We start from the raw sequence: 26,622 nt of genomic DNA, 5'->3' as shown, positions 1-26,622 counted from the left end.
AACCTAGTCTGCCCCACCTGCTGAAGAGTCCCCTGCCAATGTCGCAGCACGGACGACGGTCTGGGCCTCGTGGTGCACCGGGAACGACACCGACCGGGCGATGAAGCAGAGCTGGTTCGCCGTGGCGTGCGCGGCTTCGGCATCGGCCACCCGGTCTGCCTCGAGGATCGTCACGACCGGGTGCAGCGTCGCACCGGTGAGCTCGCCCGAGCCGTCGCGGTTCAGGTTCAGCGACGCAGTGGCCGTGTCGCGGTAGTCGACGACGGTGAAGCCCTGGGTCACCGCGACGTGCAGGTAGCTGAGCATGTGGCACTGGGCCAACGCGGCGACGACGAGTTCCTCCGGGTTCCAGCGGTCGCGGTCACCGCGGAACGTGGGGTCGGCCGAGCCGGCCACGTCGGGCTTGCCGACCGCCGAGACGACGTGGTCGCGCCCGTAGTCGCGGTAGCCGGACGTGCCGGTGCCGCGGTCTCCCGTCCAGCTGACGGAGACCTCGTAAGTGTGGTCCTGCACGGGTGCTGCCCCTTCGTCGGCGTCGCTGGCGGTCGTCCGCCCTGGCTAGCATGGCGGCATGACGGTGAGCCACGAAGTCCGCACTGATCGCCATCCTCTCACCGCCGACGGGTCGGTCGAACTCGCGGTCCTCGACCGGTCGGGGTTCGACGAGAGCCGGCACATCGGCGCCGGGGTCGTGGTCGACTCCGCGGGTGCCGTGGTCGACTCGGTCGGCGACGTCGCAGCCAGCATCTACCCGCGCTCGACAATGAAGCCGTTCCAGGCCCTCGCCGTCCGCGGCGCCGGTGCCCGGTTCTCCGACGAGGAACTCGTCCTCACCACCGCGAGCCACGCCGGTACCGTCGCACACCAGGCCCTCGCGCTGCACATGCTCGAGTCGTTCGACCACGTCGAGGCCGACCTCGGGTGCCCGCCGGACATGCCCTTCGACCGAGCGACCGGCCGGACGATGGACGGCCCCCGGCGCCTGGCGATGAACTGCTCGGGCAAGCACGCCGGCATGCTCGCCGCCTGCCGCGTCAACGGGTGGGACGAGGCGACGTACCTGGACATCGAGCACCCGATGCAGCAGCGAGTCCGCTCGGTGGTCGAGGAGTACACGCACGAGACGGTCGACCTGGTCGGCACCGACGGCTGCGGCGCTCCCGTCTTCCCGCTCACGCTGACCGGACTGGCACGCGGGTTCGCCGGCGTCGTCGCCCGGGCCGACGACGACTCCGCGGCGCTGACCGACGCCGTCCTGGCGCACCCGTGGGCGATCGACGGGGTCGGGCGGGCCAACACCGTCACGATCGAGCGGCTGCAGGTCCTGGCGAAGCTCGGGGCCGAGGGCGTCATGGTGATGGGGCTGCCCGGTGGTGCCGCGGTCGCGGTGAAGGTGCTGGACGGGTCGCAGCGCGCGGGCACCCTCGCAGCGCTCACCCTGCTGCAGCGGAACGGGCTGGTGGGCGCCGACGGCGTGGCCGATGTTCTGGCAGCGACGGGTGAGCAGGTGCTCGGCGGTGGTGTGCCGGTCGGCGCGGTCCGGGTCGGCGCCGGCCTGCGCTGAGGCAATCATCCGACGAGCTCCGGCCGTACCGGGAGTACCGGGAGTACCGGTCTGAGCGTGACACCATGTCGGTCAGGTGGGCGACGGACGGTGCAGCCGTAGCGGGTGACCTCGACCGCGTCGTCCCACAGCCGTGGCATCGCGCCGAGGCCCGGGACGAGCACGACCGTGCCGCTCGGACGTCCGGAGCGGTCGAGCCGAGCGAGCACCGCCGTGCCGTCAGGCAGTGTCGCGCCGTCGGGCAGCGCCGGGTCGTCGGGCAGGGTCGCGCCGTCGGGCAGCGCCGGACCGTCGCCAGCGGGGCTTCCGGGTCTGCCGGCTGCGCGGAGGTCGTACCCCGGATCGGCGGTGGCGCGGAGCTGTTCGGCGATCGCCCGGAACACCGCGGCGGCGAGTGCCCCGGTGCCGACGACCACGACGTGACCGGTCGTGTCGGTCTCCCACGGGTCACCGTCCGGGCCGTGGCCGAGCAGGAGCCGTCCGGGCGCGCTCGGACACTGGGACTCGATCGCCGCGGCGGAGTAGTCGCCGGCCAGCGACTCCGGTTCGCGGGGCCCCGCTGCGCCGGACCGGTGCAGCAGGACGTCGAGCACCGCGCAGCACCCGGAGGCTGCGAACACCACCGCACGGGAAGCGCCGTCGAGGGGCGCGAACACCCCGGCGAGGACGAGCACGACGGCGGTCCCGACCAGGACGCACCGAGCAGTGAACGGGGTCATGCCTCCATCGCAGCAGGACGGCGGCGTCTCCGGGGCGCCGACGACCGATCTGTGGAGAACTCCGAGCGCTACTGCACGAGGAAGAACTGCTCGCCGATGTCCACCCGAGCCCCGCGCTCCACGCGGTACCGACGGCCGGGCTCGCAGCGACGGATCGAACCGTCGATGTGGCGAACGACGGTGCCGTTGCCGGAGAACCGGTCGGACACCCACAGGTCGTCACCGTCGCGGCCGAGCTCGAGGTGGGTCTTCGACACCGACTTGCCCGGGTCGTGGACGGTCAGCAGGTCGTCGTAGCGCTCCCCCGGCTGCGGACGAGGCAGACGACCGAGCAGGCCGGTGCCGTGCACCCCGAACCGCTCGCCCGTGCTGAAGTGCAGCAGGAACGGCGCGCGCGTCGGGGTCTTCGAGACGATGCGGGTCTCGTCGACGTCCTCGTCGAGCTCGTCGGCGTCCGCACTGGCCTCGGGACGGTCCGACGGCGGGAGCGGGAGCTCGGGTGCCGTCGCCCCGGGGACCGGAGGCAGCGGCGCGGCGAGCGGGGCCTGCGCCGGCGGGGCCCAGGACCGTTCGGAGTCCTGCGGTTCTCCGTGCGGTGCCGCGTCCCCGGGCTCGGTCGGCTCGGTCAACGGCGCCGCGTGTGCGCCGCGGGGACGGCCACCCGGGCGCGAGGCCTCGCTGTCCGGCAGGGCCGACTCGTCGTCGGCGGCGGTCTCGTCGGCCACGTCCTCGACGGACCCGTTCTCGTCGGACCCGGTCTCGCCGGACCCGGTCTCGTCGCTCGAGGCCTGATCGTCCGCAGGCGCATCGACCGGGATCTCGTCGTCCGGCACGTCGGTCGACGACGACCCGCCGGCGCCGGCCGACTCCACGCCGGAGTGCTCGGTCGCCCAGTCCGGACGCGCCATCGGCAGCGGTACGACCGGTCCGGTGAACGCGGCGGTCACGGCGGGGCGGACTGCTCCGCACTCGCCGCAGAAGATGTCGTCGGGCTCGAGGCGGTTGCCGCAGACGTGGCAGATGGTCGTGGCGTGCATGCCCGGCGTCACGAGCGGCGCAGGCCGCGGCGGTCGGTGGTCGATCAGCGGCTCGACGACGGCGGTGTCCCCCGGCTGCGGCGGCGAGACGACGGGCAGGGCTGCGGTCGGTTGTTCGAGCGCACCGACCTGCACGGGCTCGCCGGAGCGGGTGGACGTCGTGTCGTCAGCACCGTCGGTGTCGGCGTGCACGGCTGCGTCGTCCGTCGCGTGCGGGGACGCCGCGGTGTCGTCGGGCGTGTCGTGGGACGTGTCACGGGGCGTGTCGTCAGCGGCGGCCGGTGCTCTCGGGACCGGCGGCACGACGGGAGCCGAATCAGCTCCGGACGCGGGCTGCGCGGCATCGGTGGTGGCGCCGCGACCGACCCACCAGGACGGGCCGGTCGGAGCCGCGGACGGGGCCGGAGCGACCGGCGGCGCCCACACGGGGGCCGGCGCCTCGTCAGCGGCTGGCGGCGTCACGGGACGGTCCTCGACGGGAGCCAACCGGGTCCGCTCGGGGTCGTCGGCGAGGGCGTCGGCGGGCTCGGAGCGGTAGGCATCCGGGTCCAGTGGCGGTTCGTCCTGGGCGGGGACGGCGTCGGGCTGCGCAGCCGCGTTCGACCAGTCGCCGAGGCCGGAGCCCGCTCCGTGCACGTGCGACGGTGCCTCGCGCGGGGCGAGGTCGTCGGGGCGTTGCACGGGCACCGCGGTCGGGGGTTCGGTGCTGCGGCGGTCGGCACCGATCAGCCAGGCGCGGGTGGCGGGGTCGAGGGTCGACTCGGGCAGCCACGCGTCGGCCGCAGGGTCGGAGCGACGTCCGTGGGAGTCGGGCTGCTGCAGGGGCGGTGGCGGCGCCTGCTCGACGGGGGTCGGAGCGACCGGCCGGCGGCTCGCTCCGGCGGTCACCGCGCGTCCGCACTCACCGCAGAAGATCGCCCCCTCCGGGAGCATCGATCCACAGTGTTCGCATCTGATCACGGTCTGCCTCTGTCCTCACTCGGCCGTCCACGACGCTCGTCAGGCCTCCGGCCATCGTAGTCACCGCGTCTCGCCGAGCCCTGACCGGTGGTGGCGCGCGGCCGTCCGGGTCCGCGCAGGGACCGGAGCGACACGGCGGTGCGGAACCGCTCACGGCGCGTCCGACCGGCGCGCAGGGTCCCCACCGCATCGTCCGTCGCCGACCACATCCGGTCGGCGGCGGCCTGGTCGACGTCGCTCGGTCCGAACACCGCACGGTCGGCGAGGGCGGCCAGTCCGGTCCCGCCCTCACCCGGAGCACCGGTCACGGTCTCGCGTCGTGTGGCCGATCCGGCCACGTCGTGGCCACGGTCGAGGAGCGCGTCGCGGTACTCGTCCCAGGCCCCGACGATGCGACCGCGCGGCGTCGGAGCACGACGGCGCCGTCGGCGGCGGACCCGCTTCAGCAGGACGATCACCCCGAACGGCAGGAGCACGAGGGCGATCAGCCCCAGTGCACCGAGCACCCACGGCAGCGCTGCGAGCAGGATCTGCAACCACAGCGGCTGCACGGGCGGCGTGTTCCGGTCGCTCTGCGGCGGCGCCTGCTGGTCCTGGTCCTGCTGGTCGACGGGAGGCGGCGGCACGACGGTCTCGGGACGGGTCACCGGCTGCGGCGTCTGCTGCTGCTCGTTCGGGATCTCGCGGACACTCGGGTTGGGGTTGAGCATCACCCACCCCCACTGCGCGGTGTCGACCTCTATGCGCGCAGTGACGTCCGAGCCGCGGAACGTCGTGGTGCCGCCGCTCGCCGACGCCCCGCCGGACCCCGAGTCGCCGCCTGCGGTGAAGCCCATGACCACCCGTGCCGGGAACCCGAGCTCGTCGGCCATCAGCGCTGCTGCGGCGGCGTACTGCTCCTGGTCGCCGATCATCAGCGGCGACGTCAGGAGCTCCTGGATGCGGTCGGCACCGTGCCCCGAACGGCTCATCCGGTCGTCACCGACGCCGTGGCTGACGTACCCGTTACGCTTGAGCGCCTGGATCACCGCGACGAGCTTCGCACCAGAAGTCGCATCGGCGTCGGTCGTCGCCTCGACCGTCTCGCGGACGGCGTCCGGCACGTCGCGCGCCGTCGGGACCGCGGCACTGCCCGGGCGGGCGGCCGCGAGCTGCTCGTCCGTCGGCTGGTCGGGGACCACGGCGGTCAGGTCGTAGGAAGTGCCTTCGCGGACACCGCCGACCACGGCGCCCGTCTGCGTCGAGCCGTTGTAGAAGAAGGACCCGCGCTCGTCGTCGGCGTCGGTCCCGGTGAAGTCGACGCGCTCCAGGTCCCCCACCGTCGGCAGCCAGACCCCGCTGTAGCCGTCGACGGTCACCCCCACGCGCACCCTGGTGCCGTCCACGCCACGGACGTCGACCGACGTCGGCACCCGCTCGAACGTGCCCGACGACGAGGAGCCGTCCGACCCGCCGACGCGGTAGACCACGCCGTCGTAGGTGTCGAGCGTCGCGATGCGCACGAACCCGTTCTCCGGCAGTCCGGTGACCCGGAGCTGTGCGGTGTCCGCCGCGCTCTGCTCTTCGTACGCCCGGAAGCCACTCAGCGGGCTGACGTAGTCGCGGGGGTCGAACGGCTTCACGACGTCCGTGCGGGCGACGGTGCGCTCGTTGGTCGGTGGCGCGACCAGCCCGAGACCCGTGGCGACGACGGCTGCCGCGACGATCGTCCCCGTGCCGACGAGCGCCGGTCGCACGACCGACCGGGCGATCGGTACAGACGACCCGATCGTGGTCGCCACGGCGACCGCGCGACGTGCGTGCCGCACCGTCAGCGCCCACACGAGCGCGACGGCGACGAGCACGACGGCCGTCACGATCGACGTGTCCAGCCGGCTCGGCCCGATGACCACCCCGATCGCGAACAGCATCAGTGCCGGGATGCTCGCGAGTTCCTGCCTGGAGGCCCGGGTCGCCACGCTCACGGCCGTCACCGTGGCGACGAGGAGCGTCACGAAGTACGGCACGAGGAGCGCCTCGTACGAGCCGACCGGCAGGCTGATGGTCACCAGCTGCTTCCACCCCAGCGCGACGCCAGCGAACAGCGCGAGCAGGCCCGGGCCCGTCGGCAGGACCCCGTTGGCCTGACCGGGCACGGCGGCGGGTACACCGGCGAGCGTGAACGCCGCCACCGTCGCGATCGCCACCACGACCAGCGGCAGCCGCAGGATCGCGCCGACGAGGGCGACGAGGCTGCCGAACGCGATCGCGGTCACCGCCGCGACGATCATCGAGTCGTCGCGGTAGACCGGCCACCACGACACACTCGCGATCGCGAGCAGGAGCCAGACGACGAGGGTCCCGCCGGCCAGACGGAACGGCACGAGCCGCCGGGCATCGCGTCGATCGGAACGCCGGGTCGACCGACGGGCACGCTCCGCGGGCGGCGTCGGCGTGGCCACCGGAGGGGCGCTCACGCGGCGGCCGATCGGTGCAGGGCGTGCCGGAGGTCGTCCAGGTAGCCGATGGTCATCACGGTCAGGCCCGCGACCCGCAGGAACCGTGGCTGTGCTTCGGGCTCGCAGATCACCGCGACGACCTCGACCCCGACGGGGAAGCGCGTCGCCGCGAGCCGGAGCGCCGGCAGTCCGATCGTCGAACCGACGACCAGGAACGCCACCGAGATGCCCTCGGTGTCGCTGCCGACGATCCGGGAGACCTCGGCGATGGGCAGGCAGGCATCGGCGAGTCCGACCGAGGCGAAGTCGTCGAGCAGTCGCGTCGGGGTGACCGTCGGCAGGGTCCGCACCGCGTAGACGGCACGCTTCGCGAACTCCGGGGTGCGTTCCGACACCACGACCGAGACCTCACGGCCGTCGCGGATCGCACGGGCACCGAGCGAGGCCGCAGCGCTGACCGCGAGCTCGAACTCCTCGTCGTCCCCGAACTCCGACCGGGCGATGCCGAGCGCCACGACCAGGTGCGAACGGCGCGTGTCCTCGAACTGGCGCACCATCAGCGCGCCCGACTTCGCCGTCGACTTCCAGTGGATGGTGCGGGGGTCGTCACCCGGCATGTACTCGCGGATGGCGTGGAACGCGATGTCGGCCGGCGACAGGTCGGTGGTCGCCTGTCCCTCGAGGTCCCGCACCAGCCCGGTGCTCGTCGACGGGATCGCGATCGTGCGCGGGTGCACGATGACCTGTTCGCGTGCGGTCCAGACGACCTCGCGACGGACGAGACCCACCGGGTCGGCGCGGACACCGGTGACCGGCCCCACGTCGAGCACGCCGCGGCGCACCGTCGGCACGGGCACCAGCTGCTCGAACGTGCCGTGCGCGCCGATGGCCGGGATCGCGACGTCGACGAGACCCGGGCCGACCGGCACCTCGACCGTCGTCGGCACCGAGGGCAGACGCGTCGGGTTCTCCGCCGTGACCACCACGCCGGCCTCGTCGCCGACCGCCACTCGGTGCTGCGGCAGGCGCATCCGGATCACCAGCCGCGTGCGGCCGATGAGCGCGATGGCCGCGACGACGATCAGCACCGCTCCCGCGAACCCGACGACGACGACCTCGCGCAGGCCGAACCGGTAGCCGGCCACGAACGCGACGAGCGTGAGGGCCGCGACCGTCCACCCGAGCCCGGTGACGACGGACGAGACCTCGCCCCAGGAACGCTTGACGAGCCTCCAGGCCGTTGCCCAGACCCGGACGATCCCGACGACCGCATCCGCTGCGACGCCTTCGCGGTCACCGACGATCCGTGAGCGGACGTTGGTCAGGCCGGCGACCGTCCCCGTGCGCTCGTACGCCGTCGTCCCGCGACGCGACCGCGTCGAGGACGGACGGCGTGAGCGCGTGGAGACGGGCCGGCGGTCCGTCACGTCGTGACTCGGTCGGCCGGCGGCGGCGTCTCCACCAGCAGCTGCGCGATGACGCTCGGCGCGCTGACACCGTCGAACTCCGCCTCGGCGTCGAGCACCAGGCGGTGCGCGAGCACCGGGACGGCGAGGGCCTTGACGTCGTCCGGCGTGACGTAGTGGCGTCCGCTCAGCGCCGCGAGCACGCGTGCCGAACGGATGAGGCCCATCGCGCCGCGGACACTGACGCCCAGGCGGACCTCACTGGCCGAACGCGTCACGTCGACCAACCGTGCGACGTAGTCGGCGATGACGGCGTCGACGTGCACCGTGCGGGCCAGCGCGGCCATCTCGGTGATCGTCGCCGCGGGCACCACGCTCGCGAGCGGAACCGATGCCGACGGAGCCGACGACGTCTCGAGGATCTTCACGGTGGCGGCGTGGTCGGGGTAGCCGATCGAGGTCTTCATCAGGAAGCGGTCGAGCTGCGCCTCGGGCAGGCGGTAGGTACCGGCCTGCTCGATCGGGTTCTGCGTCGCGATGACCATGAAGGGAGCCGCCAGGCGGTGGTTCACGCCGTCGACCGTGATCGCCGACTCCTCCATCGCCTCGAGCAGGGCCGACTGCGTCTTCGGGCTCGCACGGTTGATCTCGTCGGCGAGGACGATGTTCGCGAAGACCGGGCCGCGGTGGAAGTCGAACTCCTGCGTGCGCTGGTCGTAGACACTGATGCCGGTGATGTCGCCGGGCAGCAGGTCGGGGGTGAACTGGATGCGGTTCGTCGTCCCCTGCACGCTCTGCGCCATCGCCCGCGCCAGGCTCGTCTTGCCCGTGCCGGGGACGTCCTCGAGGAGCAGGTGCCCCTCACTGAGCATCGCCGTCACCGCGAGACGGATCACGAACGTCTTCCCGAGGAGCACCTGCTCGACGTTGGTCACGATACGGCCTGCGACGTCGGCGAACCAGGTGGCCTGCTCCGGGGTCATGCTCATGCGTGGTCGTTCCTCGTTCTCGGGGATGGCGGTGTGTGCAGCGTACGGTCAGCGGGCGGCGGAACCGGGTCAGCCGGGCGCGGGTTCCGGATCGGGCTCACCCGGAACGGGCTGCTCCGGCTCGGGGTCGGGCGCCGGCGCTGCTGCGATCCGTGCGCTCGGCGGGTTCGGGTCCTTGTGTCCATCAACGATTGCGGCGACGTACACGAGGCCGGAACTGATGGAGCTGTCGATCACGGGAAGTTTCTGGGGGTCGTAGTCGGCCGCGTTCCCACAGTCGAGCGAACCAAGCAACGTGCGTGTGCAGATCGTGACGCTGTAGGCCGTCGGCTGGACACCGCTGTTCTGGGGTGCCGCGCTCACCGTCACCTGGGTGCCGGCGGTCATCGAGTCCGGCAACGTTGCCCGCGTCTGGACCGGACGGAGCCCGTTGACGGTGGTGCCGTCGCCGCAGAAGTTCGACGTACTGTCCGCACACGCCACGACGGTGACGCTCACCGCGGAACCGAAGGCGACACCGTCGACCCACGAACCGTTCGCGCCGAACGACACGAGCCCGCCGCCGTTCACCGCGTACGCGTAGTGATCCACGGATCCGTTGGCGCTGGGCTGCGCTCGCGGGTTTCGGATGCGGATGGCGTACGTGCCCGCATCGTCGCTGAACTTCTCGACCGCGATGTCCGCCGACGCAGTTCCCGGTGCCGCGTACCCCTGCACGGACGCGGCACGGCTCGGGGTGCAGAACAGCCCGTTGTCGGCCAGTGCGACGTACTGGAAGTTCCCGTTCGAGCTCAACGTGTCCGTCGCGCTGCTGCCGTCCCACTTCTTGTCCGAGCCCGTCGTCGTGCAGCCGCCGGGGATGTCGACGCCCGGCGGGTAGCGGACGATCGTGAGCGTCCGACCGCTGCCGGCCCAGTCGCTCTCCGTCGCGCTCAGCGAGACCGTCGTCTTCCCCGGGGACTGGTCACGCGTCGCGTTCAGCGTCGGGGCCGCGGGCGTCCCGACGGCCGTGCCCGTGGCCGATGCCGAGTTCCACTGCACGACGGTGCCGTTGCGGTCCGCGTCGTTCCGGGCCGAGATCGTCACCTTGTACTGCGCGGCGCTCTGGGCTCCGGTGAACGAGGTGCTCGTCGCCGTGCCGGTGTGCCGGGTACCGGACAGCCCCGGTCCCTCGATGGTGACGATGTAGTCGTCGACCGCGCTGCCGCGGTTCGGAGCGGGAACGGCCTTCCACGCGACGTCGAGCTGGTTCGGCGTCGACCCGTTCGGCGTGACGGTGATGCCCTTCGGCGGTGCCGGCACGAAGTCGGCGCTGATCGGCGCCGAGCTGCCCGACGGCTTCGAGTCGCCGATCGCGTTGGTGGCGATGACCTGGAAGCGGTACGACGCCTTCGGGTCGAGGCCCGTCAAGGTGCAGACCGTGGCGGTGCCGCAGTTCTTCGCGACGCCGTTCGTGCCGGTGACGCGGTACCCGGTGATCGGCGAGTTGTTGCCCTGCGGGGTCGACCAGGTCAGCGTGGCCTGGCCACCGTCGTAGGACCCGGTCCGGGTGGGCGTGCCGGGGGCGTCGGGGACGTCCTGCACCGAGATCGTCACGTCGCCCCACACGTAACGGTCCGGGTCGTTCGTGGCGTCGGCGACCTGGTACTGCAGGTGGGCGTCCACCGGCTTGGCGCTGTCGGAGACGCGGACCTGGAGACGGGTGCGGTCGCCGCTCGGGGTCACGGAGACGCCGCTCGGCAGCCCGCCGGACAGACCACGGATGTTCACGACACGCAACCGCTGTCCGGGGAACGGGTTCGTCGGCTGGTCGTTCGTCAGGACGTCGATGGTGGTCGTCGCACCGCGCTTGGTGATCGACCGGTCGGCGCCGGGTTGCACGAGCGGACGCGTCGAGGCCACGACCCCGACGGTCACGGTGCCGGCACGTCCGGCGTTCGCGTCGTCCTGCACCCCGATGCCGATCGACGCCGTGGTGTTCTTCTTCGCGGTGTCGGCGACCGTGATGGTCAGCTGCTGCTTGGAGATCGTGGCGGTGGTGCCGGCCGCTGGACGGCCGACGACGGAGTAGCGCAGCTCCGGCAGGTCCTTCGGGTACGGGTAGTCGGTGAGCTTCGTCAGGTCGACGGTGCGCGTCTCACCAGGCTGCATCTCGACCGCCGAGCCGGTGAACGCCGGCGGCTGGTTCGACCGCGGCGTCACGGTGACCGGGAGCACGAGCGTCGCGACCCGCCCCTTCCCGCCGTTGGCCGCGGAACCGTCCGTGACCTCGAACGAGATCGACGCGTTGCCGTAGTACAGCTTCGACGAGGTGAACTGCAGCGTCGACGAGTCCACGACCAGGCTCTGGCCGTTCGCGTGCGTCGCCTTCACCGTGCCGCGGTCCGTGATCGTCGCCGTCTGACCGTTCGCGGTCACGACGTAGTCCTCGAGCGGGATCCGGACCGTCGCCTCGCTCTTCACGGTGACGGCACCGGCCGAGCGGTTGATCTGCGGCAGGGCGTCGTCGAACCCGGGGACGTTGATGAAGCCGTAGGACACGATGTCGGGGTGGTCGACCCGCGCGACCGAGAACGGGATGACCTGGGACTCGTCGGTGAGCCGGACCGTGATCCGCCCGTCGTCGGTGAGCCGTGCGGTGTCGCCGTAGCCGTCGACGATCCCGACCTGCAGGTCGGCAGCGGTGCCCTCGGCGAAGAAGACGTTCTCGAGCACGTCGACGGTCACGCTCTCGCGCCGCAGGATGTCCTGCAGGTCCAGGGTGGTGTCGTCGACCTCGGGGCGGAGGGGCTGCGCGTCCGGGTCGACCGTGATGGTGAGGAACGCGGTGCTCGATCCCCCGCTGGCGTTCGCCACCGTGTAGAGCACGGCGTAGTCGCCCGACTTCGCGGTCTTCGGGGGTGTGACCCGGATCTGCTGCTTCCGCAGGATCTTCGCCGACACGTCGTCGGCGGTGGGCTCGGCCGCCGACACGGTGAGCTGACCCCCCTCGGGGTCGGAGTCGTTCTGCAGTACCCGCACGGTCACCGACCCACCGGGGCGGATGGTCACGTGGTCGGCCTCGGCGACGGGGTTCGACGCCTGTTCGGCCCGGGGGGCGATGCCCACGCGGACGGTACCGGTGGCACGCGCGCCGAGGGCGTCGACCACCGTGTAGGTGAACTCGTCGGTGCCGGCTGAGTAGTCGCCGGCCTCGTAGGTCAGCGCGTCGGACGCGACGTCGGTGACGGAGCCCTTGTCGGGGTTCGACCCGACGCCGACGAGCTGCACCGAGTCGCCGTCCGGGTCTATCCCGTTCAGCGGCACCGAGATCCGCACCGACGAACCCGCCACGACCCGGGCGGTCACGGTCTGCGGGACCGGCGGGTTGTTCGTCGCGGCGTCCCGTTCGCGCACCGAGATCGAGACGGCGGCGTCGGCGTACTGGCCGTCCGGACCGGCGACCCGGTAGACGGCGGTGTAGTTGCCGGGGGTCTTCGGCGCGAGGTAGCGCAGGTGGTCGCCCGAGGCGAACAACAGACCGCCGTCACCAGGCACGTTCTGCACGAGCTCGGGCTCGAGGGTCAGGGGCTCGCCCTCGGGCTGGGTGTCGTTGTCGAGCACGTCGATGTTCGCGACGTCGCCGACCCGGACGGTCGCGCTGTCGGGCTGGGCGACGGGCGGCTGGATCCGGTCGGGCTTGGGGATCTCGACGACGGTGATCGTGCCGGTGGACGACGCCAGGCCGTTCGTCTCGGTGTACCCGAACGACACCGGCCCGTCGAGCGGTGCGGTCAGCGTGACGCGCACGGTGTGCTGGTCGAGGATGCTCGCCTGGACCCCGCTGCCCCGCACCGGTCCGTCGAGGGCGGTGACGAGCAACACCCCGCCCGCCGGGTCGATGTCGGTCGCAGTGACGTCGGTGTCCTTGCTCGACAGCGTGTTGACGAAGACCGTCTTCGGGGTCGTGATGGGCGCGGTCGAGGCGTCCGGCGGCGCGAGGATCGTGACCCGGACGATGCCGCTCGACGTCTTCACACCGTCGGTCACGGTGTACTCGAGCTGGTGGTCGCCGGCACTCGCCCCCTGCACCCGGAACGTGCCCGCGTCGTAGCTCGGGGTGACCGTCAGCCCCGCCGACGACGACACACTCGTGAGGGTCACGGTGCCGTTGCCGCCGCGGACGTGGTCGAGCGGCTCCACCGTGAAGGCCTTGCCGGCGTAGCCCTGCACCGGGAACGGGTCGGCACGCAGCGGCACACTCCCCTGCTTCGCCACGTGCACGGTCACCGAGCCACGGCCGTCGGCGCGTCCGTCGCTCACGACGAGCTGCACGGAACGGTCACCCGTCCGGCCGCTGTCCGCACGGAAGTCGAGCAGGCCGTCCGGGGTGGTCGACACCCGGTCGCCGTCCGAGGCGGTCGCGGACTTCAGGTACACCGGGTCGCCGTCGGGGTCGGCCCAGTCGCCGAGCACGCTGCTGACGACGTGTCCGTTCTGCACCACGTCCGCCGAGGTGTCGCGCACCTGCCGCGGGGCCTCGTTCTGCGACTCCGGCCGCACCGTGACGCGGACGGTCGCCGTGTCCGATCCGCCGTTGCCGTCGGTGATCGTGTACGGGAAGGTCACGGTGCCGGTCGCGCGCGACGACAGCGTGACCTGAAGCCGTTGGCCGTCGGCGACGATGGCGACGCGGCCGGCGGACTCCGAGATGGACCCGACCTCGCTCACGATGATCGGGTCACCGTTCGGGTCGTAGTCGTTGAGCAGGACCGGGAGGCTCGTGGTGCGTCCCGGACGAGCGCCCAGGTCGTCGTCCACCGCCACCGGCGGCTTCTGGTCCTTGTCGACCTCGGGGTCGTCGTCGGAGACCTGCTCCTGCTGCTGCTCGTCGTCCTGCTTGATGAGGTCGGCCCAGTTGTCGATGAGCTGGCCGCTGCGGTCGATCGCCCAGGAACGACCGCTCGACGGGTCGTTGGCGACGACGGTCTGCCCGTTGTGCAGGATCTGCATCGTGCTGGTCCCGCCGGTGCTCGCGAGCCGCTGGAGCGCGTTGCCGTCGCAGGTGTCGATCGCCTGGCCACCGGCCCACGCCGCGTAGGTGCAGGACCCGTCGACGTAGGGGCGCGCCGCACGTCCGGACACCTGGAGCGCGGTGGCGTCGACGGACCCCGAGGCGCTGACCCGGACGAGTCCGGCGGTACCCGCGACGGTGACGTCGGACGAGGTGTCCGACGATCGCTGGAGCGCGGGTGACGCGCCGACCCGGTCGCCGAGCTCCACGGTGCGGCCGTCGATCGACAGGGCGCCGCTGGTGCGGTCGAGCACGGCCAGGTGGCCGTCGAAGGTCGCGACCTGGAAGTCGTCGGTGCGGTCCATGTCGACCTTCCACCGCTGGTCGACGGACAACGTCGACCCGACGTCGACGAGCGATGCCGTGCCGGTCTTCGCCGAGTACACCGCGACGTGTCCGTCCGAGGCGTCGAAGACGGTGTCCGCCCCGAGCGTCAGGTCGGCCTTGGTCGAGGCGTCGAACTCGGCGAGGTCGGCAGCGGGCGTCGCCCACAGCTCGCCGGTGTCCTGGTTGCCGATCACCGCGGTGTCCCCCGCGAAGAAGACCTGGGGTGTCCCCGCGGGCAGGGTCACGGCGTCGCCGACGGTGGCGTCGGCGACGTCGACCTTGGCCACGGTCCCCTTGGTCTGGTCGACGCTGTAGACCATGGACCCGCGCTGCAGCACGGCCAGGTCGTCGCTCGCGGTCTCGACGGCGGTGTTCAGCTGGAGGACCCCGGTGTTGGCCCGGCCGACCGCTCCGTACTCGGCGGAGGGCACCCAGACGGTGCCGTCCCCGAGGTCGACTCGTTGCGTGTGGTACCCGGTCGAGACGATCGCGGTCGTCGCGACGACCGCGGCGACCAGGACGGAGACCCCGGTGGTGACGGCGGCGGATCGGTGCTTCGCGACGAGCGCGCGGATCACCCGGTGCTCCCGACGGTCGCGCACTTCTGCGCGCTCGCTGCACCGGTCTTGCCGTCGCGGTTGACCGCGACCGCGATGCACTCCTCGTCGCCGCGCTGCCCGGAGACCACGAACGTGGTGCCGGTCTGCTGGCTGGACGCGCCGTTCGACGAGATGACGTAGGTGTCGCCGCTCTTGAGACCCGGGTCCGCCCACGAGAACGACACCGACTGCGCCGAGGGCTGTGCGCGGACGTCGGCCACCACGGGGATCGCCCCGGCGCCGAGCCGCCCGACGACGACCACGGTCGCGATGGCGAGGGCGGCGACCACGACGACGGCGAGGGACGTCGCCCAGACGAGTGTCGACCGGGTGCGTCGACGAGCACGTGTGACCGATCCGGTGCGGTGGACGGTGCCGACGCTCTGCGAACTGCCGGCGACGACGCCGCCCTGGACCGCGCGACGGGTGCGGCGACGGGCGCCGACCCGGGACGGCGGCTGGAGCTCGCGGATCATGGTCCGGTCGCCCTCCGGGGTCGGGGTCGCGATGGCCCACGCCTCGACCGCGACGTCGGCCGCGGTCTGCGGGATCCCGAGCTCGGCCTCGACCTGCTGGAACCCGCGCACGAGTTCGAGCACGGTCGTCGGGCGCGACGGCACCTTGCGGGACAGCGCGGTGGCGAGCAGGCGCTCGAGCGACGGTGGGACGTCGGTCCGACCGGTGGGCTTGACGCCCCCCTTGTCGATCCGGCTCATGAGGTCGCTCGCACCGTTCTTGCCGCCCCGGACCTCGAACGGGCTGCGACCGGCGAGCAGGGAGTACACGGTGGCGGCGAGCGAGTACACCTCGGACTGGATCGTGCCCCGGGACTCGTCGATCAGGACCTCGGGCGCCGACCACGGGATCGACATGCCGATGGGCTCGTCCGGGTCGGTCCCGCCGATGGTGGCCGCGATGCCGAAGTCGGACAGCACGGGGTTGCCGTACGCCGTGAGCAGGATGTTCGACGGCTTGATGTCACGGTGGAGCACGCCTTCGCGGTGGGCGGTCTCGAGGGCCGACCCGATCCGGACACCGATCGAGAGCACCTCGGACACCGGGATCGGCTCCCGCCGGTACCGCTCGCTGAGCGATGAGGAGCACAGCTCCATCACCAAGTACGGACGTCCGTCAGCCGCGACGCTCGCCTGGAACACCGTCAGGATCGACGGGTGGGTGCTGAGCCGCGCCATCAGGTTGGCCTCGGCCTGGAACATCTGCCGGACGCGGTCGTCGACGACCTCGTCGAGCAGCACCTTCACCGCGACCTGACGACGCGGCATGTCCTGCTCGTAGAGGAAGACGTCGGCGAAGCCACCGGAACCGAGGACGTGCACGGGGCTGAAGCCGCCGATCACGGGCGGGTTGGACGGCAGGCGACGCGCCATCGACATCTCCTCCCCGGCCGAGCGGCCAACTCTCTCGTCGTGGCACAGTCATTGTACGAAGCGCCGGTGACCGTCGATCCGCACACCGACCACCTGTGGACGGGCGCACTCCCCCAGTTCGGGGGGTCCTGTGCCGGCGGTCAGTGCCGCGGCAGGGTGTCCTCGAGGTCGCCGTCGTCCGGGGCGGCGTCGACCTGGAGCACCACGACGGTGACGTTGTCGCGGCCCCCGGCGACGACCGCGTCGCCGACGAGGCGTTCGGCGAGTCCCTGCGCACCGGCTTCTCGAGCCGCGATGCGCGCGATGCCGGCGTCGCCGAGCTCCTTCGTCAGGCCGTCGGAGCAGACGATGTACCGGTCGCCCGCGCGGAGCGGCAGGGTCCACCAGTCGGGCGCCGGCGGTTCGCCGAAGCCGACCGCGCGGGTGATGACGTTGCTGTCCGGGTGCTGTTCGGCGTCCTCGGCCCGCAGCAACCCGGCGTCGACCATCTCCTGCACCACGGAGTGGTCCACGGTGACGCGGCGCAGCACGCCGTCCTCGATCCGGTAGGTCCGGGAGTCGCCGACGTTGAAGACGAGGGCCGCCGGCTGGCCGAGCGACGCGACCAGGGCGATGCCGGTGACGGTCGTGCCCGCTCCGATCGCGTTGCCGCCAGCTGCGCGCTCGATGTCGGCCGTGGCGAGCAGCAGCGCCCGCTGGATGCCCTGCCGCGTGGTGAAGGACTCCTGCGTCACCTGCTCGAGTCGACGCACGACGGCGTCGCTCGCGCGGTCGCCGGCGAGGTGTCCGCCCATGCCGTCGGCGACGACGAAGAACGGCGCCCCGACGATGTAGCTGTCCTCGTTGTGGTCACGGCGACGACCGACATCGGTCGCGGCTCCCCACGAGAGCGTCAGGGTGGCGCCGTCGGCACCGGGGACGTCGATGGCGTGCGCAGTCGCTGCTCGGCCGAGTTCGGTCACGTTTCAGGATCGCTCTCTGGGGGTTCGGGGCGTGCCGTGTGCTGTCTGGTCGGTGGGCCACGGGGGAACCGGTGGGAACCCGTCCGCCGTCGGTGCGACCCGGAGGTACGGCGAGAGGACCTCGATGGCGTTGCCGTCACCGACCTCGACTACCGTACCCGTCAGCGCGACGATCGACGCACCCGATGCCATGCGGTACACCGGCGCGCCGGCCGGTCGGATGACGGTGCCGTTCGTGGACCGCAGGTCCTGCACCACCACGGCTTCGCCCTCGGCGTGGATGCGGACGTGCGAGGACGACACCTGCCCGTTGGCGGACCGCACGGTCACGAGTTCCGGTTCGGGGCCGCTGGTGATCCGCGGCAGCGACGGACGCCTTCCGATGACGACCGGGTGGTCCAGTCGGAAGGTGCGGTCGCCGATGCGGATCGACGGCACGCGCGCCGCGGGCGCGGCAGGGACGGACGGGAGGCCCGTGGCGGCTCCGGCGGGCACGCTCGGTCCGGCGGCGCTCCGGACACGGGCGCGGACGACCGTGTCCTCCGGGTCGGCTCCGTCGTCGGCAGGGTCGTCGGCTCTGTCGTCGGCACGGTCACCGACCGATTCGGACGGCTCCGTGCGCGGCCGGATGACGGTGTCACCGAGCACGTCGTCGAATCGATCGCCGTCACCGGTACCGCGGGGTCGCCGGATGACGGTGTCCTCGATGTCGTCGTCGCGCAACCGGAGCCCTTCGGATGTGGTGTCCTCCACCGTAGACGATCCGGTCGACCCGTCGCACCGCACCGACGGCCGCCCGCGCCGGTCACGATCGGTGCCGGTCACGACGGGGTCCGGCCCACGTCGGCGCACTGCCGGCCAGGACCGACCGCAGGACCAGCCCGGCGAGCGGGTCGTCGGCACGGGTCTCGAGGGCGTAGCGCGCCCGTGTCTCGGCGCGGGCCGACGACCCGAGCGCCCACGCACACCAGGCCCCGAGTGCGAGCGCACCGGCGGCTCCGGCCGTGCAGTCCACCTGACCACCCTCGGCGCGCCAGACCCGCCAGGCCTCGGCACACCGGTCGCCGGCCGTACGCAGACGAGCGCGGTCCGGTTCCGGCCCGAGGCCGTGCAACGCCGGCGGCGTCGGGTCGTCGAACGGGTCGAACCCCCGGATGGCCCGCGGATCCGGCTGGTCTCGGGCGGCGAGGAACGGGATGAGCGCCATGCGGGTCGACAGCGCACCGCAGGCGGTGACGATCGCGATCGCGCCGACGCGGGAGCCAGCGCCGACGCCGGACGTGACCAGCGCTGCCGCCGCTGCCGGGAGGGTGACCGCCGCCGCGATCTCGCGAGGGAACCGGACTGCGGTGTGGTCGGGGGTGTGTGCCGTCAAGGGGATCATGCACGCCATCGAAGCGTGATCCGGGCCTCCAGTCAGGCACGAACCGACCACCTGTGGACAGCAGCGCCCCGGCCCGACCTGTGGAGGACGGACCGGGGCGATGATCAGACGGTGACGGGCTCCAGGCTCTCGGCGACCAGGTCCCAGCCGGAGTCGCTGCGTTCGACCACGACGCCGTTCGCGGCGGCCCAGTCGACCAGGTCGTCCACGGTCGCGACGACCGCTCCGGTGCGCGCGAGCAGCGCGACGAGTCGGCCCTTCGCCGTCTTGTTCCAGTGGTTCAACGCCCGCCGCCGACCGGAGCCGTCGATGCTCACGACGCGCGGGGCGACCGCCTCCGGGACGGGACCGAGCTGGCGGTAGCCCTCGGACCGGAGGTCGAGCACCAGGCCGTCCGCCCGATCGGCCAAGACCCGGGACGAGGCCGCGGGCCAGTGCGACGCCAATCGGATCGCCCCGAGCCGGGAGTCGTGCGACAGGCGGTACGCCGGGATCGGGTCACCAGCACCGATCGGTCCGAACATGGCCGACTGCACGACCACGTGGTCGTGCCACCACGCCCGCGTCGACGCGTCGGCGGTCTGCGCGCCGAGGGGGTCGTAGAGCACCCCCGTGTAGCGCTCGATCGCCGGCATCGTGCCCGACGTGTCGAGTTCGAGGTTGCGGAACCGTTCGGCGATCGACTTCGGGCCGAGCTTCAGAGCCGTCCTGGCCGAGGACTCCTCGGAACTGACAGAGCGGGCCGCGGTGATCACCGCGGCCCGCTCTTCGGCCAGTTCCGGGAACGAGAGTGCACGCAGATCGAGCGTGCGGCTCGTGTCCCCACCCTCCCGCTTCGTCTCCGAAGGCGGGAGGAGGACGGTCAGTCCGGTCAGGACGCCAGCGCGGCCTGCCGCGCGACGATCGTCACCGTGTCGTGCTCCACCGACAGGAAGCCGTCTTCGGCGTCGACCGCGACGGTCGACCCGTCGGCCCGCGTGATGCGGACCTGACCCTGCGCGAGGATCGCGAGCATCGGCTCGTGTCCCGCGAGGATACCGATCTGGCCCTCTGTCGTGCGTGCGACGACCATGGTGGTGTCGCCCGACCAGACCTCACGGTCGGCCGAGACGACGCTCACGCTGAGACCCGCCATGTCAGCGGTTCTCCTTCTGGATCTGTGCCCACTTCTCTTCCACGTCGTTGATGCCACCGACGTTGAAGAACGCCTGCGTCGCAACGTGGTCGAACTCGCCGTCGGCGATGGCGCGGAAGGACTCGATGGTGTCCTTGAGCGGCACCGTGGAGCCCTCGACGCCCGTGAACTTCTTCGCCATGTACGTGTTCTGCGAGAGGAACTGCTGGATACGACGAGCGCGCTCGACCGTGATCTTGTCCTCTTCGGAGAGCTCGTCGACACCGAGGATGGCGATGATCTCCTGCAGTTCCTTGTTCTTCTGGAGGATCTGCTTGACGCGCGTGGCCGTCTCGTAGTGGTCGGCGCCCAGGTACCGCGGGTCCATGATCCGCGACGTCGAGGTCAGCGGGTCGATCGCGGGGTACAGACCCTGCGACGCGATCTCACGCGAGAGCTCGGTGGTCGCGTCGAGGTGCGCGAACGTGGTGGCTGGAGCCGGGTCGGTGTAGTCGTCAGCAGGCACGTAGATCGCCTGCAGCGAGGTGATCGAGTGACCACGCGTCGAGGTGATGCGCTCCTGGAGCACACCCATCTCGTCGGCGAGGTTGGGCTGGTAGCCCACGGCGGACGGCATGCGACCGAGCAGCGTCGAGACCTCGGAGCCGGCCTGCGTGAAGCGGAAGATGTTGTCGATGAAGAGGAGCACGTCCTGCTTCTGGACATCGCGGAAGTACTCCGCCATCGTCAGCGCCGACAGGGCCACGCGGAGGCGCGTTCCCGGCGGCTCGTCCATCTGGCCGAACACGAGGGCCGTCTTGTCGAAGACCCCCGCCTCTTCCATCTCACCGATGAGGTCGTTGCCCTCACGGGTGCGCTCACCGACACCGGCGAACACCGACACACCGCCGTGGTCCTGCGCAACGCGCTGGATCATCTCCTGGATGAGGACCGTCTTGCCGACGCCCGCACCACCGAAGAGGCCGATCTTGCCACCCTGCACGTACGGGGTGAGGAGGTCGATGGACTTGATGCCGGTCTCGAACATCGAGGTCTTCGACTCGAGCTGGTCGAAGGCCGGGGCCTTGCGGTGGATCGGCCAGCGCTCGGTGATCTCGAGCTTCTCGTCCGTGTTGAGCACGTTCCCGAGGACGTCGAAGACCTTGCCCTTGGTGACGTCGCCGACGGGGACCGAGATCGGAGCGCCCGAGTCACGGACCTCCTGGCCACGGACCAGGCCGTCGGTCGGCTTCAGGGAGATGGCACGGACCAGGTCGTCGCCCAGGTGCTGGGCGACCTCGAGGCCGATCTCCTGCGACGAGTCACCGATGGTGATGGTCGTGAACAGGAGGTTGTACATCTCCGGGATTGCGTCGTGGGGGAACTCGATGTCGACGACGGGACCCGTGACACGGGCGATCCGGCCGACACCGGGCGCCGACGACGTCTCGACCGCGGTGGTTGCGGTGTCGGTCATGGCTGGTGCCTTCCTGAGGGTGGGTATCTGTCCGCGAACGACGCGGACTACTTCTTCTTCGACGAGAGGGCGTCGGCGCCGCCGACGATCTCGGAGATCTGCTGCGTGATCTCCGCCTGACGCGCGTTGTTCGCGAGTCGGGTGAAGTCACGGATCAGCGAGTCCGCGTTGTCGCTGGCCGCCTTCATCGACTTCTGACGCGCGGCGTGCTCGGAAGCAGCCGACTGCAGCATGGCGTTGAAGATGCGGCTCTCGATGTAGACCGGGAGCAGCGAGTCGAGCACCGCATCGGCGTCCGGCTCGAACTCGTAGAGCGGCAGGGGCTCGTTGCCCTCGGGCTCCTCGACCCCTTCGACGACCTCGAGGGGCAGCAGGCGAACGACCTGCGGCTCCTGCGTCGCCATGCTGAGGAACCGGTTGAACACGATGTGGATCTCGTCCACGCCGCCCTCTGCGGTGTCCTGGAGGAACTTCGCCACGACGGCGTCGCCGATCTCCTTGGCCGTCGAGAACTCGGGCTGGTCGGTGTTGCCGACCCACTGCTGCTCCGACGCACGCTCACGGAACGCGAAGTACCCGACGGACTTGCGGCCGACCAGGTAGTAGACGACGTCCTTGCCCTCGCTGCGGAGCAGGGAGGCGAGCTCCTCGCCCTGCTTGAGGACGTTCGTGCTGAACGCGCCGTTCAGGCCGCGATCCGAGGTGAAGAGCACCACGGCCGCACGGGTCGAGGACTCCGGCTCGGTCGTCAACACGTGGTCGACGTTCGAGAACGTCGCCACGGCCGACACCGCACGCGTCACGGCTCGCGAGTACGGGCCGGACGCAGCCATGCGGGCCTGCGCCTTCTGGATCCGCGACGCCGAGATCAGTTCCATCGCGCGAGTGACCTTCTTCGTGGTCTTCGCGGACTTGATTCGCTGTCGGTAGACCCGGACCTGCGCTGCCATCTAGCGACGACCCTTGACGATCTGCTCCTGGTCGACGTCCTCGGCGTCTGCCGCATCGAACTGCTCGGAGCCGAGGGTCTTGCCGTCGCTCGTCTGGAAGCTCTTCGAGAACTCGTCGATCTGCTTCGACATCTCGGCGACGGTCTCGTCGCTGAGCTGGTTCGTCTCGCGCAGGGTCGTGAGGACCTCGGAGTTGCGACGCAGGTGGTCGAGCAGTTCGGACTCGAAGCGCAGCACGTCCGGCACCGGGACGGTGTCGAGCTTGCCGTTGGTGCCGGCCCAGATCGAGACGACCTGCTCCTCGACCGGGTACGGCGAGTACTGCGGCTGCTTGAGGAGCTCGGTCAGGCGGGCACCACGGTCCAGCTGGCGACGCGACGCCTGGTCGAGGTCGGACGCGAACATCGCGAACGCCTCGAGGGAGCGGTACTGCGCCAGCTCGAGCTTCAGCGTGCCGGAGACCTTCTTGATCGACTTCACCTGGGCGTCACCACCGACGCGGGACACCGAGATGCCCACGTCGACGGCCGGACGCTGGTTCGCGTTGAAGAGGTCCGACTGCAGGAAGATCTGGCCGTCGGTGATGGAGATCACGTTGGTCGGGATGTACGCCGAGACGTCGTTCGCCTTGGTCTCGATGATCGGGAGACCCGTCATCGAACCGGCGCCGAGCTCGTCGGACAGCTTCGCGCAACGCTCCAGCAGACGGGAGTGCAGGTAGAAGACGTCACCCGGGTACGCCTCGCGCCCCGGCGGACGACGCAGGAGGAGCGACACGGCGCGGTAGGCCTCAGCCTGCTTCGACAGGTCGTCGAAGATGATGAGGACGTGCTTGCCGGAGTACATCCAGTGCTGGCCGATGGCCGAGCCGGTGTACGGGGCGAGGTACTTGAAGCCGGCCGGGTCGGACGCGGGGGCGGCGACGATGGTGGTGTACTCCATCGCACCGGCGTCCTCGAGCGCACCCTTGACGGAGGCGATCGTGGAGCCCTTCTGGCCGATGGCGACGTAGATGCAGCGGACCTGCTTCTCCTCGTCGCCGGACTCCCAGTTGGCCTTCTGGTTGATGATCGTGTCGATCGCGATGGCCGTCTTGCCGGTCTGGCGGTCGCCGATGATCAGCTGGCGCTGACCACGGCCGACGGGGATCATCGCGTCGATGGCCTTGATGCCGGTCTGCAGCGGCTGGTGGACCGACTTGCGGGCCATGACGCCGGGAGCCTGGAGCTCGAGGGCGCGACGGCCCTCTGCAGCGATCTCGCCGAGACCGTCGATCGGGGCGCCGAGCGGGTCGACGACGCGACCGAGGAAGGCGTCGCCGACGGGGGCGGAGAGGACCTCACCCGTGCGGGTGACCTCCATGCCCTCTTCGATGCCGGCGAACTCGCCGAGCACGATCGCGCCGATCTCGTCTTCGTCGAGGTTCTGGGCCAGGCCGAGCGTGCCGTCCGCGAAGCGGATGAGCTCGTTGGCCATGACGCCGGGGAGGCCCTCGACGTGCGCGATGCCGTCACCGGCGTCGGTGACGTGCCCGACCTCGGCCGTGGAGGCCTTCGTCGGCTCGTAGTTCGAGACGAAGTCCTTCAGGGCATCACGGATCTCATCGGGGCTGATGGTGATGTCTGCCATGGGATTTTCCTTGTGGTTTTCCGGGGCCCTTCGGCTCCGAGAGGGTGACGCTGCCGGACTCGGCAGTTCCCGTTGTGGACTTGGGAGGAGCGGCTTCGACCGTACGCCTAGCCGGCGAGCTGGAGCCGGAGCTCCGAGAGCCGCGTGGACACGGTGCCGTCGATGACGTCGCCGCCGATCTGCACCCGGACCCCGCCGACGACCGTGGGGTCGACGACCTGGTTGATGCTGATGTCCTTGCCGTAGCGCTCGGCCAGACCGCGTGCAACGCGTGCCGACTGGGCGGTCGTGAGTGCCGTGGCGGTGACCACGGTCGCGACGAGCTTGCCGTCCTGCTCGGCCACGATGCGCGAGGCATCGCGGACGAGTTCACCGATGCGGCGGCCGCGAGGCTGCTGCACGAGCGCGGAGACGATGGTCACGGTCTGCTGCGACGCCTTCGGGCCGAGGAGCCGCTCGACGAGCGCGCCCTTCTGCGCCGGGCTACCGAGCTTCGTGCCGAGTGCCAGCTCGAGGCCGGCGTCCGAACGGACGGCGGTCTCGAAGGCGAACAACTCGGACTCGATCGGCGAGCCCGGACCCGCGGTGGCGGCGACGGCGCGGATGCCCGCGTCCTCGATGCCCGCGAGCAGGTCCTGCTGCGAGGACCAGCGCGAGCCGGCCACCGCGGTGAGGACCGCACGCGTCGCGTGGGACTGACCGGCGAACACGCGGTCGATGAGGACCTTCTTGCCGGCCGGGTCGGCCGTCGGGTCGGACAGCAGCCCGAGCAGCTGCGGCGCACCGGCGATCGCACGCCCGGAGGCGAGGATCTCGGCACCCGCGGCCAGGTCGGCGCTCGAACCGAGGTCCGAGAGCACCGCCCTGGTGGACGCGAGTGCTTCTCTGGTAGCGCTGCGCATGCTCAGTGCTCCCCCGTCTTCGTGGCCTGCGAGGCCTCGAGGTCGGCGAGGAAGCGGTCGACGACTGCCGACGACTTGGCGTCGTCCTTGAGCGATTCGCCGATCACGCCGGACGCGAGGTCGAGGGCAAGGGTGCCCACCTCGGACCGGAGGGACTGGACGGCGCTCTGGCGCTCGGCTTCGATCTGCGCCTGGGCGTTGGCCGTGATGCGTGCTGCATCGGCCGCTGCCTGCTCGCGGACCTCGTTGCCGATCGCCGTGGCGTCGGCGCGGGCCTGCTCGCGGATGCGGGACGCCTCGGAGCGGGCGTCGGCGAGCTGCTTGTTGTACTCGTCGAGCGCAGCAGCGGCCTGCTCCTGAGCAGCCTCTGCCTTCTTGATGCCACCCTCGATGGCCTCAGTGCGCTCATCGAGCATCTTCGTGATGCGCGGCGTGACGACACGCCACATCACCACGAGGATGATGAGGAAGGCCACCGCGGACCACACGATGTCGTACACCGGCGGAATGAGGGGGTTGTGCGTCTCCTCCGCCGCGATGATGAGTGCGTTGTGCATCGAGGAACCTTAGTTGGTGAAGATGAAGTACGTGGCGATGCCGATGAAGGCCAGGGCCTCGGTGAAGGCGATACCGATGTACATGAGGGTCGTCAGGCGGCCCTGGAGCTCGGGCTGGCGGGCGACGGACTCGATCGTCTTGCCGACGACGATGCCGACACCGATGGCCGGGCCGATCGCAGCGAGGCCGTAGCCAACCGTCGCGATGTTGCCGTTGATCTCCGCGAGAACGGTCGTTGCGTCCACGTGTTTTCCTTTCGAGGTGCGGGTCCGACGGTTGCCGGTCCCGTAGGGGGTCAGTGAGGAATCAGTGCTCGTCAGCCAGCGCCAGCTGGATGTAGACGGCGGTGAGGAGCATGAAGACGTAGGCCTGCAGCAGCGCGACGAGGATCTCGAAGAAGCTGAACGCGATGCCGAACGCGAGGGTCCCGACGCCGAAGGCCTTGAAGCCGAGCGAAGCGTCGAAGAAGAAGAACTGCGTGGCCGAGAAGAACAGGACGAGCAGCAGGTGCCCGACGACCATGTTCATCAGGAGTCGCAGGGTGAGCGTCACCGGACGGAGCACGAAGGTCGAGACGAGCTCGATCGGCGTCACGATGATGTAGAGGAACCACGGCACCCCGGGCGGGAAGAGCGAGTTCCGGAGGAACGTGCCCGGGTGCTTGCGGAGGCCGGCGTAGATGAACGCGACGTAGGCGACGATCGCGAGGATCATCGGCATCGCGATGCGACTGGTGCCGGCGAGGTTCATGCCCGGGATCAGACCGGTCAGGTTCATGAACAGCACGCCGAAGAAGATCGTCGCCAGGAGCGGCAGGAATCGCTTGCCGTCCTTCTCTCCGAGGTTGTCGAAGGTGTTGCGACGAACGACGTCGAACGCGTACTCGATGAACGCCTGACCGCGGTTCGGGACGAGCTTCAGCGCGCGGGTTCCCACGAAGGCGAACACCAGGAGCACGGCGACGGCGAAGAAGCGGATGAGGACGACCCGATCGATCTCGAACGGCGTCCCTGCGAAGAAGATCGCATCCGGGAAGAACTCGTTGATCGACGGACCATGGAACTCGGCGGCCTTGCTGCTCCCCGCCGCAACGGTGTCAACCGCAGCAGAGAGGGACAGGGGAAGAGCGTGGGATAGCAGCGCTGTCTCCTGTGTCGGCGCGCGCA

At 70.9% G+C, this 26,622-nt stretch carries 21 protein-coding genes; 1 reads left to right on the top strand and 20 read right to left on the bottom strand.

Annotation, left to right across the window (positions count from 1 at the left end):
- Positions 1 to 3: 3 nt before the first annotated feature.
- The gene (locus EDF31_RS13600; protein WP_123294293.1) at positions 4 to 513 is read right to left on the bottom strand and encodes an OsmC family protein; all 510 of its coding nucleotides are present in this window, start codon (positions 511 to 513) and stop codon (positions 4 to 6) included.
- A gap of 58 nt (positions 514 to 571) precedes the next feature.
- On the opposite strand from EDF31_RS13600, the gene EDF31_RS13595 reads away from it, so the two are divergent.
- Entirely contained in the window at positions 572 to 1,564 is a 993-nt protein-coding gene (locus EDF31_RS13595; protein WP_131846494.1) for an asparaginase, read from the top strand.
- Positions 1,565 to 1,569: 5 nt separating this feature from the next.
- Here EDF31_RS13595 and EDF31_RS13590 read toward each other — a convergent pair whose 3' ends face one another.
- The 19 genes from EDF31_RS13590 to atpB all read right to left on the bottom strand — a co-directional run bounded on the left by EDF31_RS13590 (position 1,570) and on the right by atpB (position 26,575).
- The gene (locus EDF31_RS13590) at positions 1,570 to 2,283 is read right to left on the bottom strand and encodes a hypothetical protein (RefSeq protein ID WP_131846493.1); all 714 of its coding nucleotides are present in this window, start codon (positions 2,281 to 2,283) and stop codon (positions 1,570 to 1,572) included.
- Positions 2,284 to 2,351: 68 nt separating this feature from the next.
- The gene (locus EDF31_RS13585) at positions 2,352 to 4,253 is read right to left on the bottom strand and encodes an FHA domain-containing protein (protein ID WP_131973745.1); all 1,902 of its coding nucleotides are present in this window, start codon (positions 4,251 to 4,253) and stop codon (positions 2,352 to 2,354) included.
- A 23-nt stretch (positions 4,254 to 4,276) separates the two neighbouring features.
- Positions 4,277 to 6,736 carry a transglutaminaseTgpA domain-containing protein gene (locus tag EDF31_RS13580; RefSeq protein ID WP_131973744.1) on the bottom strand — a complete coding sequence of 820 codons (2,460 nt, stop codon included), beginning with the start codon at positions 6,734 to 6,736 and terminating at the stop codon, positions 4,277 to 4,279.
- Positions 6,733 to 8,145: a DUF58 domain-containing protein gene (locus EDF31_RS13575; protein WP_131846490.1), complete on the bottom strand. Its 1,413-nt coding sequence runs from the start codon at positions 8,143 to 8,145 to the stop codon at positions 6,733 to 6,735. The genes EDF31_RS13580 and EDF31_RS13575 overlap by 4 nt, the downstream gene beginning before the upstream one ends.
- Positions 8,142 to 9,113 carry a MoxR family ATPase gene (locus EDF31_RS13570; RefSeq protein ID WP_131846489.1) on the bottom strand — a complete coding sequence of 324 codons (972 nt, stop codon included), beginning with the start codon at positions 9,111 to 9,113 and terminating at the stop codon, positions 8,142 to 8,144. The genes EDF31_RS13575 and EDF31_RS13570 overlap by 4 nt, the downstream gene beginning before the upstream one ends.
- A gap of 69 nt (positions 9,114 to 9,182) precedes the next feature.
- Entirely contained in the window at positions 9,183 to 15,071 is a 5,889-nt protein-coding gene (locus tag EDF31_RS13565; RefSeq protein ID WP_131846488.1) for an Ig-like domain-containing protein, read from the bottom strand.
- Positions 15,068 to 16,480: a serine/threonine-protein kinase gene (locus tag EDF31_RS13560; protein WP_131846487.1), complete on the bottom strand. Its 1,413-nt coding sequence runs from the start codon at positions 16,478 to 16,480 to the stop codon at positions 15,068 to 15,070. The genes EDF31_RS13565 and EDF31_RS13560 overlap by 4 nt, the downstream gene beginning before the upstream one ends.
- 140 nt (positions 16,481 to 16,620) lie before the next feature.
- Positions 16,621 to 17,442 (bottom strand): protein phosphatase 2C domain-containing protein, encoded by an 822-nt coding sequence (locus EDF31_RS13555; protein ID WP_111083874.1) that lies wholly within the window; start codon positions 17,440 to 17,442, stop codon positions 16,621 to 16,623.
- Positions 17,443 to 17,445: 3 nt separating this feature from the next.
- Positions 17,446 to 18,195, bottom strand: coding sequence for an FHA domain-containing protein (locus EDF31_RS20390; protein WP_243650042.1), 750 nt, complete (start codon positions 18,193 to 18,195; stop codon positions 17,446 to 17,448).
- Between the two features lie 52 nt (positions 18,196 to 18,247).
- Positions 18,248 to 18,826 (bottom strand): hypothetical protein, encoded by a 579-nt coding sequence (locus EDF31_RS20385; RefSeq protein ID WP_165900971.1) that lies wholly within the window; start codon positions 18,824 to 18,826, stop codon positions 18,248 to 18,250.
- 104 nt (positions 18,827 to 18,930) lie between these two features.
- Positions 18,931 to 19,692, bottom strand: a complete 762-nt coding sequence (yaaA, locus tag EDF31_RS13545) for a peroxide stress protein YaaA (protein WP_131846485.1) — start codon at positions 19,690 to 19,692, stop codon at positions 18,931 to 18,933.
- Between the two features lie 5 nt (positions 19,693 to 19,697).
- Positions 19,698 to 19,961 carry a F0F1 ATP synthase subunit epsilon gene (locus EDF31_RS13540; protein ID WP_027465776.1) on the bottom strand — a complete coding sequence of 88 codons (264 nt, stop codon included), beginning with the start codon at positions 19,959 to 19,961 and terminating at the stop codon, positions 19,698 to 19,700.
- A 1-nt stretch (position 19,962) separates the two neighbouring features.
- Positions 19,963 to 21,417 carry a F0F1 ATP synthase subunit beta gene (gene atpD / locus EDF31_RS13535; RefSeq protein ID WP_065959250.1) on the bottom strand — a complete coding sequence of 485 codons (1,455 nt, stop codon included), beginning with the start codon at positions 21,415 to 21,417 and terminating at the stop codon, positions 19,963 to 19,965.
- Positions 21,418 to 21,464: 47 nt separating this feature from the next.
- Positions 21,465 to 22,367: a F0F1 ATP synthase subunit gamma gene (locus tag EDF31_RS13530; RefSeq protein ID WP_131846484.1), complete on the bottom strand. Its 903-nt coding sequence runs from the start codon at positions 22,365 to 22,367 to the stop codon at positions 21,465 to 21,467.
- The gene (atpA, locus tag EDF31_RS13525) at positions 22,368 to 23,996 is read right to left on the bottom strand and encodes a F0F1 ATP synthase subunit alpha (protein ID WP_131846483.1); all 1,629 of its coding nucleotides are present in this window, start codon (positions 23,994 to 23,996) and stop codon (positions 22,368 to 22,370) included.
- Positions 23,997 to 24,103: 107 nt separating this feature from the next.
- Entirely contained in the window at positions 24,104 to 24,898 is a 795-nt protein-coding gene (locus EDF31_RS13520; protein WP_131846482.1) for a F0F1 ATP synthase subunit delta, read from the bottom strand.
- Between the two features lie 2 nt (positions 24,899 to 24,900).
- Complete coding sequence (locus EDF31_RS13515; protein ID WP_123312395.1) at positions 24,901 to 25,455, bottom strand: F0F1 ATP synthase subunit B; 555 nt, start codon at positions 25,453 to 25,455, stop codon at positions 24,901 to 24,903.
- 9 nt (positions 25,456 to 25,464) lie between these two features.
- The gene (gene atpE, locus EDF31_RS13510; RefSeq protein WP_027465781.1) at positions 25,465 to 25,701 is read right to left on the bottom strand and encodes an ATP synthase F0 subunit C; all 237 of its coding nucleotides are present in this window, start codon (positions 25,699 to 25,701) and stop codon (positions 25,465 to 25,467) included.
- Between the two features lie 61 nt (positions 25,702 to 25,762).
- A complete protein-coding gene (gene atpB / locus EDF31_RS13505) occupies positions 25,763 to 26,575 on the bottom strand; it encodes a F0F1 ATP synthase subunit A (RefSeq protein WP_111084153.1) in 813 nt (270 codons plus the stop codon).
- Between the last annotated feature and the right edge of the window lie 47 nt (positions 26,576 to 26,622).

Origin of the sequence: Curtobacterium sp. PhB142, from assembly GCF_004341255.1 — a bacterium.
Lineage (GTDB): Bacteria > Actinomycetota > Actinomycetes > Actinomycetales > Microbacteriaceae > Curtobacterium.
This window is presented reverse-complemented; position numbering and strand designations above follow the sequence as displayed.

What these genes read in the sequence shown, in the direction of transcription:
- EDF31_RS13595 (WP_131846494.1), top strand. Translation starts at nt 572, where the DNA reads ATGACGGTGAGCCACGAAGTCCGCACTGATCGCCATCCTCTCACCGCC.
- EDF31_RS13590 (WP_131846493.1), bottom strand. Translation starts at nt 2,283, where the DNA reads ATGACCCCGTTCACTGCTCGGTGCGTCCTGGTCGGGACCGCCGTCGTG.
- EDF31_RS13585 (WP_131973745.1), bottom strand. Translation starts at nt 4,253, where the DNA reads ATGCTCCCGGAGGGGGCGATCTTCTGCGGTGAGTGCGGACGCGCGGTG.
- EDF31_RS13570 (WP_131846489.1), bottom strand. Translation starts at nt 9,113, where the DNA reads ATGAGCATGACCCCGGAGCAGGCCACCTGGTTCGCCGACGTCGCAGGC.
- EDF31_RS13560 (WP_131846487.1), bottom strand. Translation starts at nt 16,480, where the DNA reads ATGGCGCGTCGCCTGCCGTCCAACCCGCCCGTGATCGGCGGCTTCAGC.
- EDF31_RS20385 (WP_165900971.1), bottom strand. Translation starts at nt 18,826, where the DNA reads ATGATCCCCTTGACGGCACACACCCCCGACCACACCGCAGTCCGGTTC.
- EDF31_RS13540 (WP_027465776.1), bottom strand. Translation starts at nt 19,961, where the DNA reads ATGGCGGGTCTCAGCGTGAGCGTCGTCTCGGCCGACCGTGAGGTCTGG.
- atpD (WP_065959250.1), bottom strand. Translation starts at nt 21,417, where the DNA reads ATGACCGACACCGCAACCACCGCGGTCGAGACGTCGTCGGCGCCCGGT.
- EDF31_RS13530 (WP_131846484.1), bottom strand. Translation starts at nt 22,367, where the DNA reads ATGGCAGCGCAGGTCCGGGTCTACCGACAGCGAATCAAGTCCGCGAAG.
- atpA (WP_131846483.1), bottom strand. Translation starts at nt 23,996, where the DNA reads ATGGCAGACATCACCATCAGCCCCGATGAGATCCGTGATGCCCTGAAG.
- EDF31_RS13520 (WP_131846482.1), bottom strand. Translation starts at nt 24,898, where the DNA reads ATGCGCAGCGCTACCAGAGAAGCACTCGCGTCCACCAGGGCGGTGCTC.
- EDF31_RS13515 (WP_123312395.1), bottom strand. Translation starts at nt 25,455, where the DNA reads ATGCACAACGCACTCATCATCGCGGCGGAGGAGACGCACAACCCCCTC.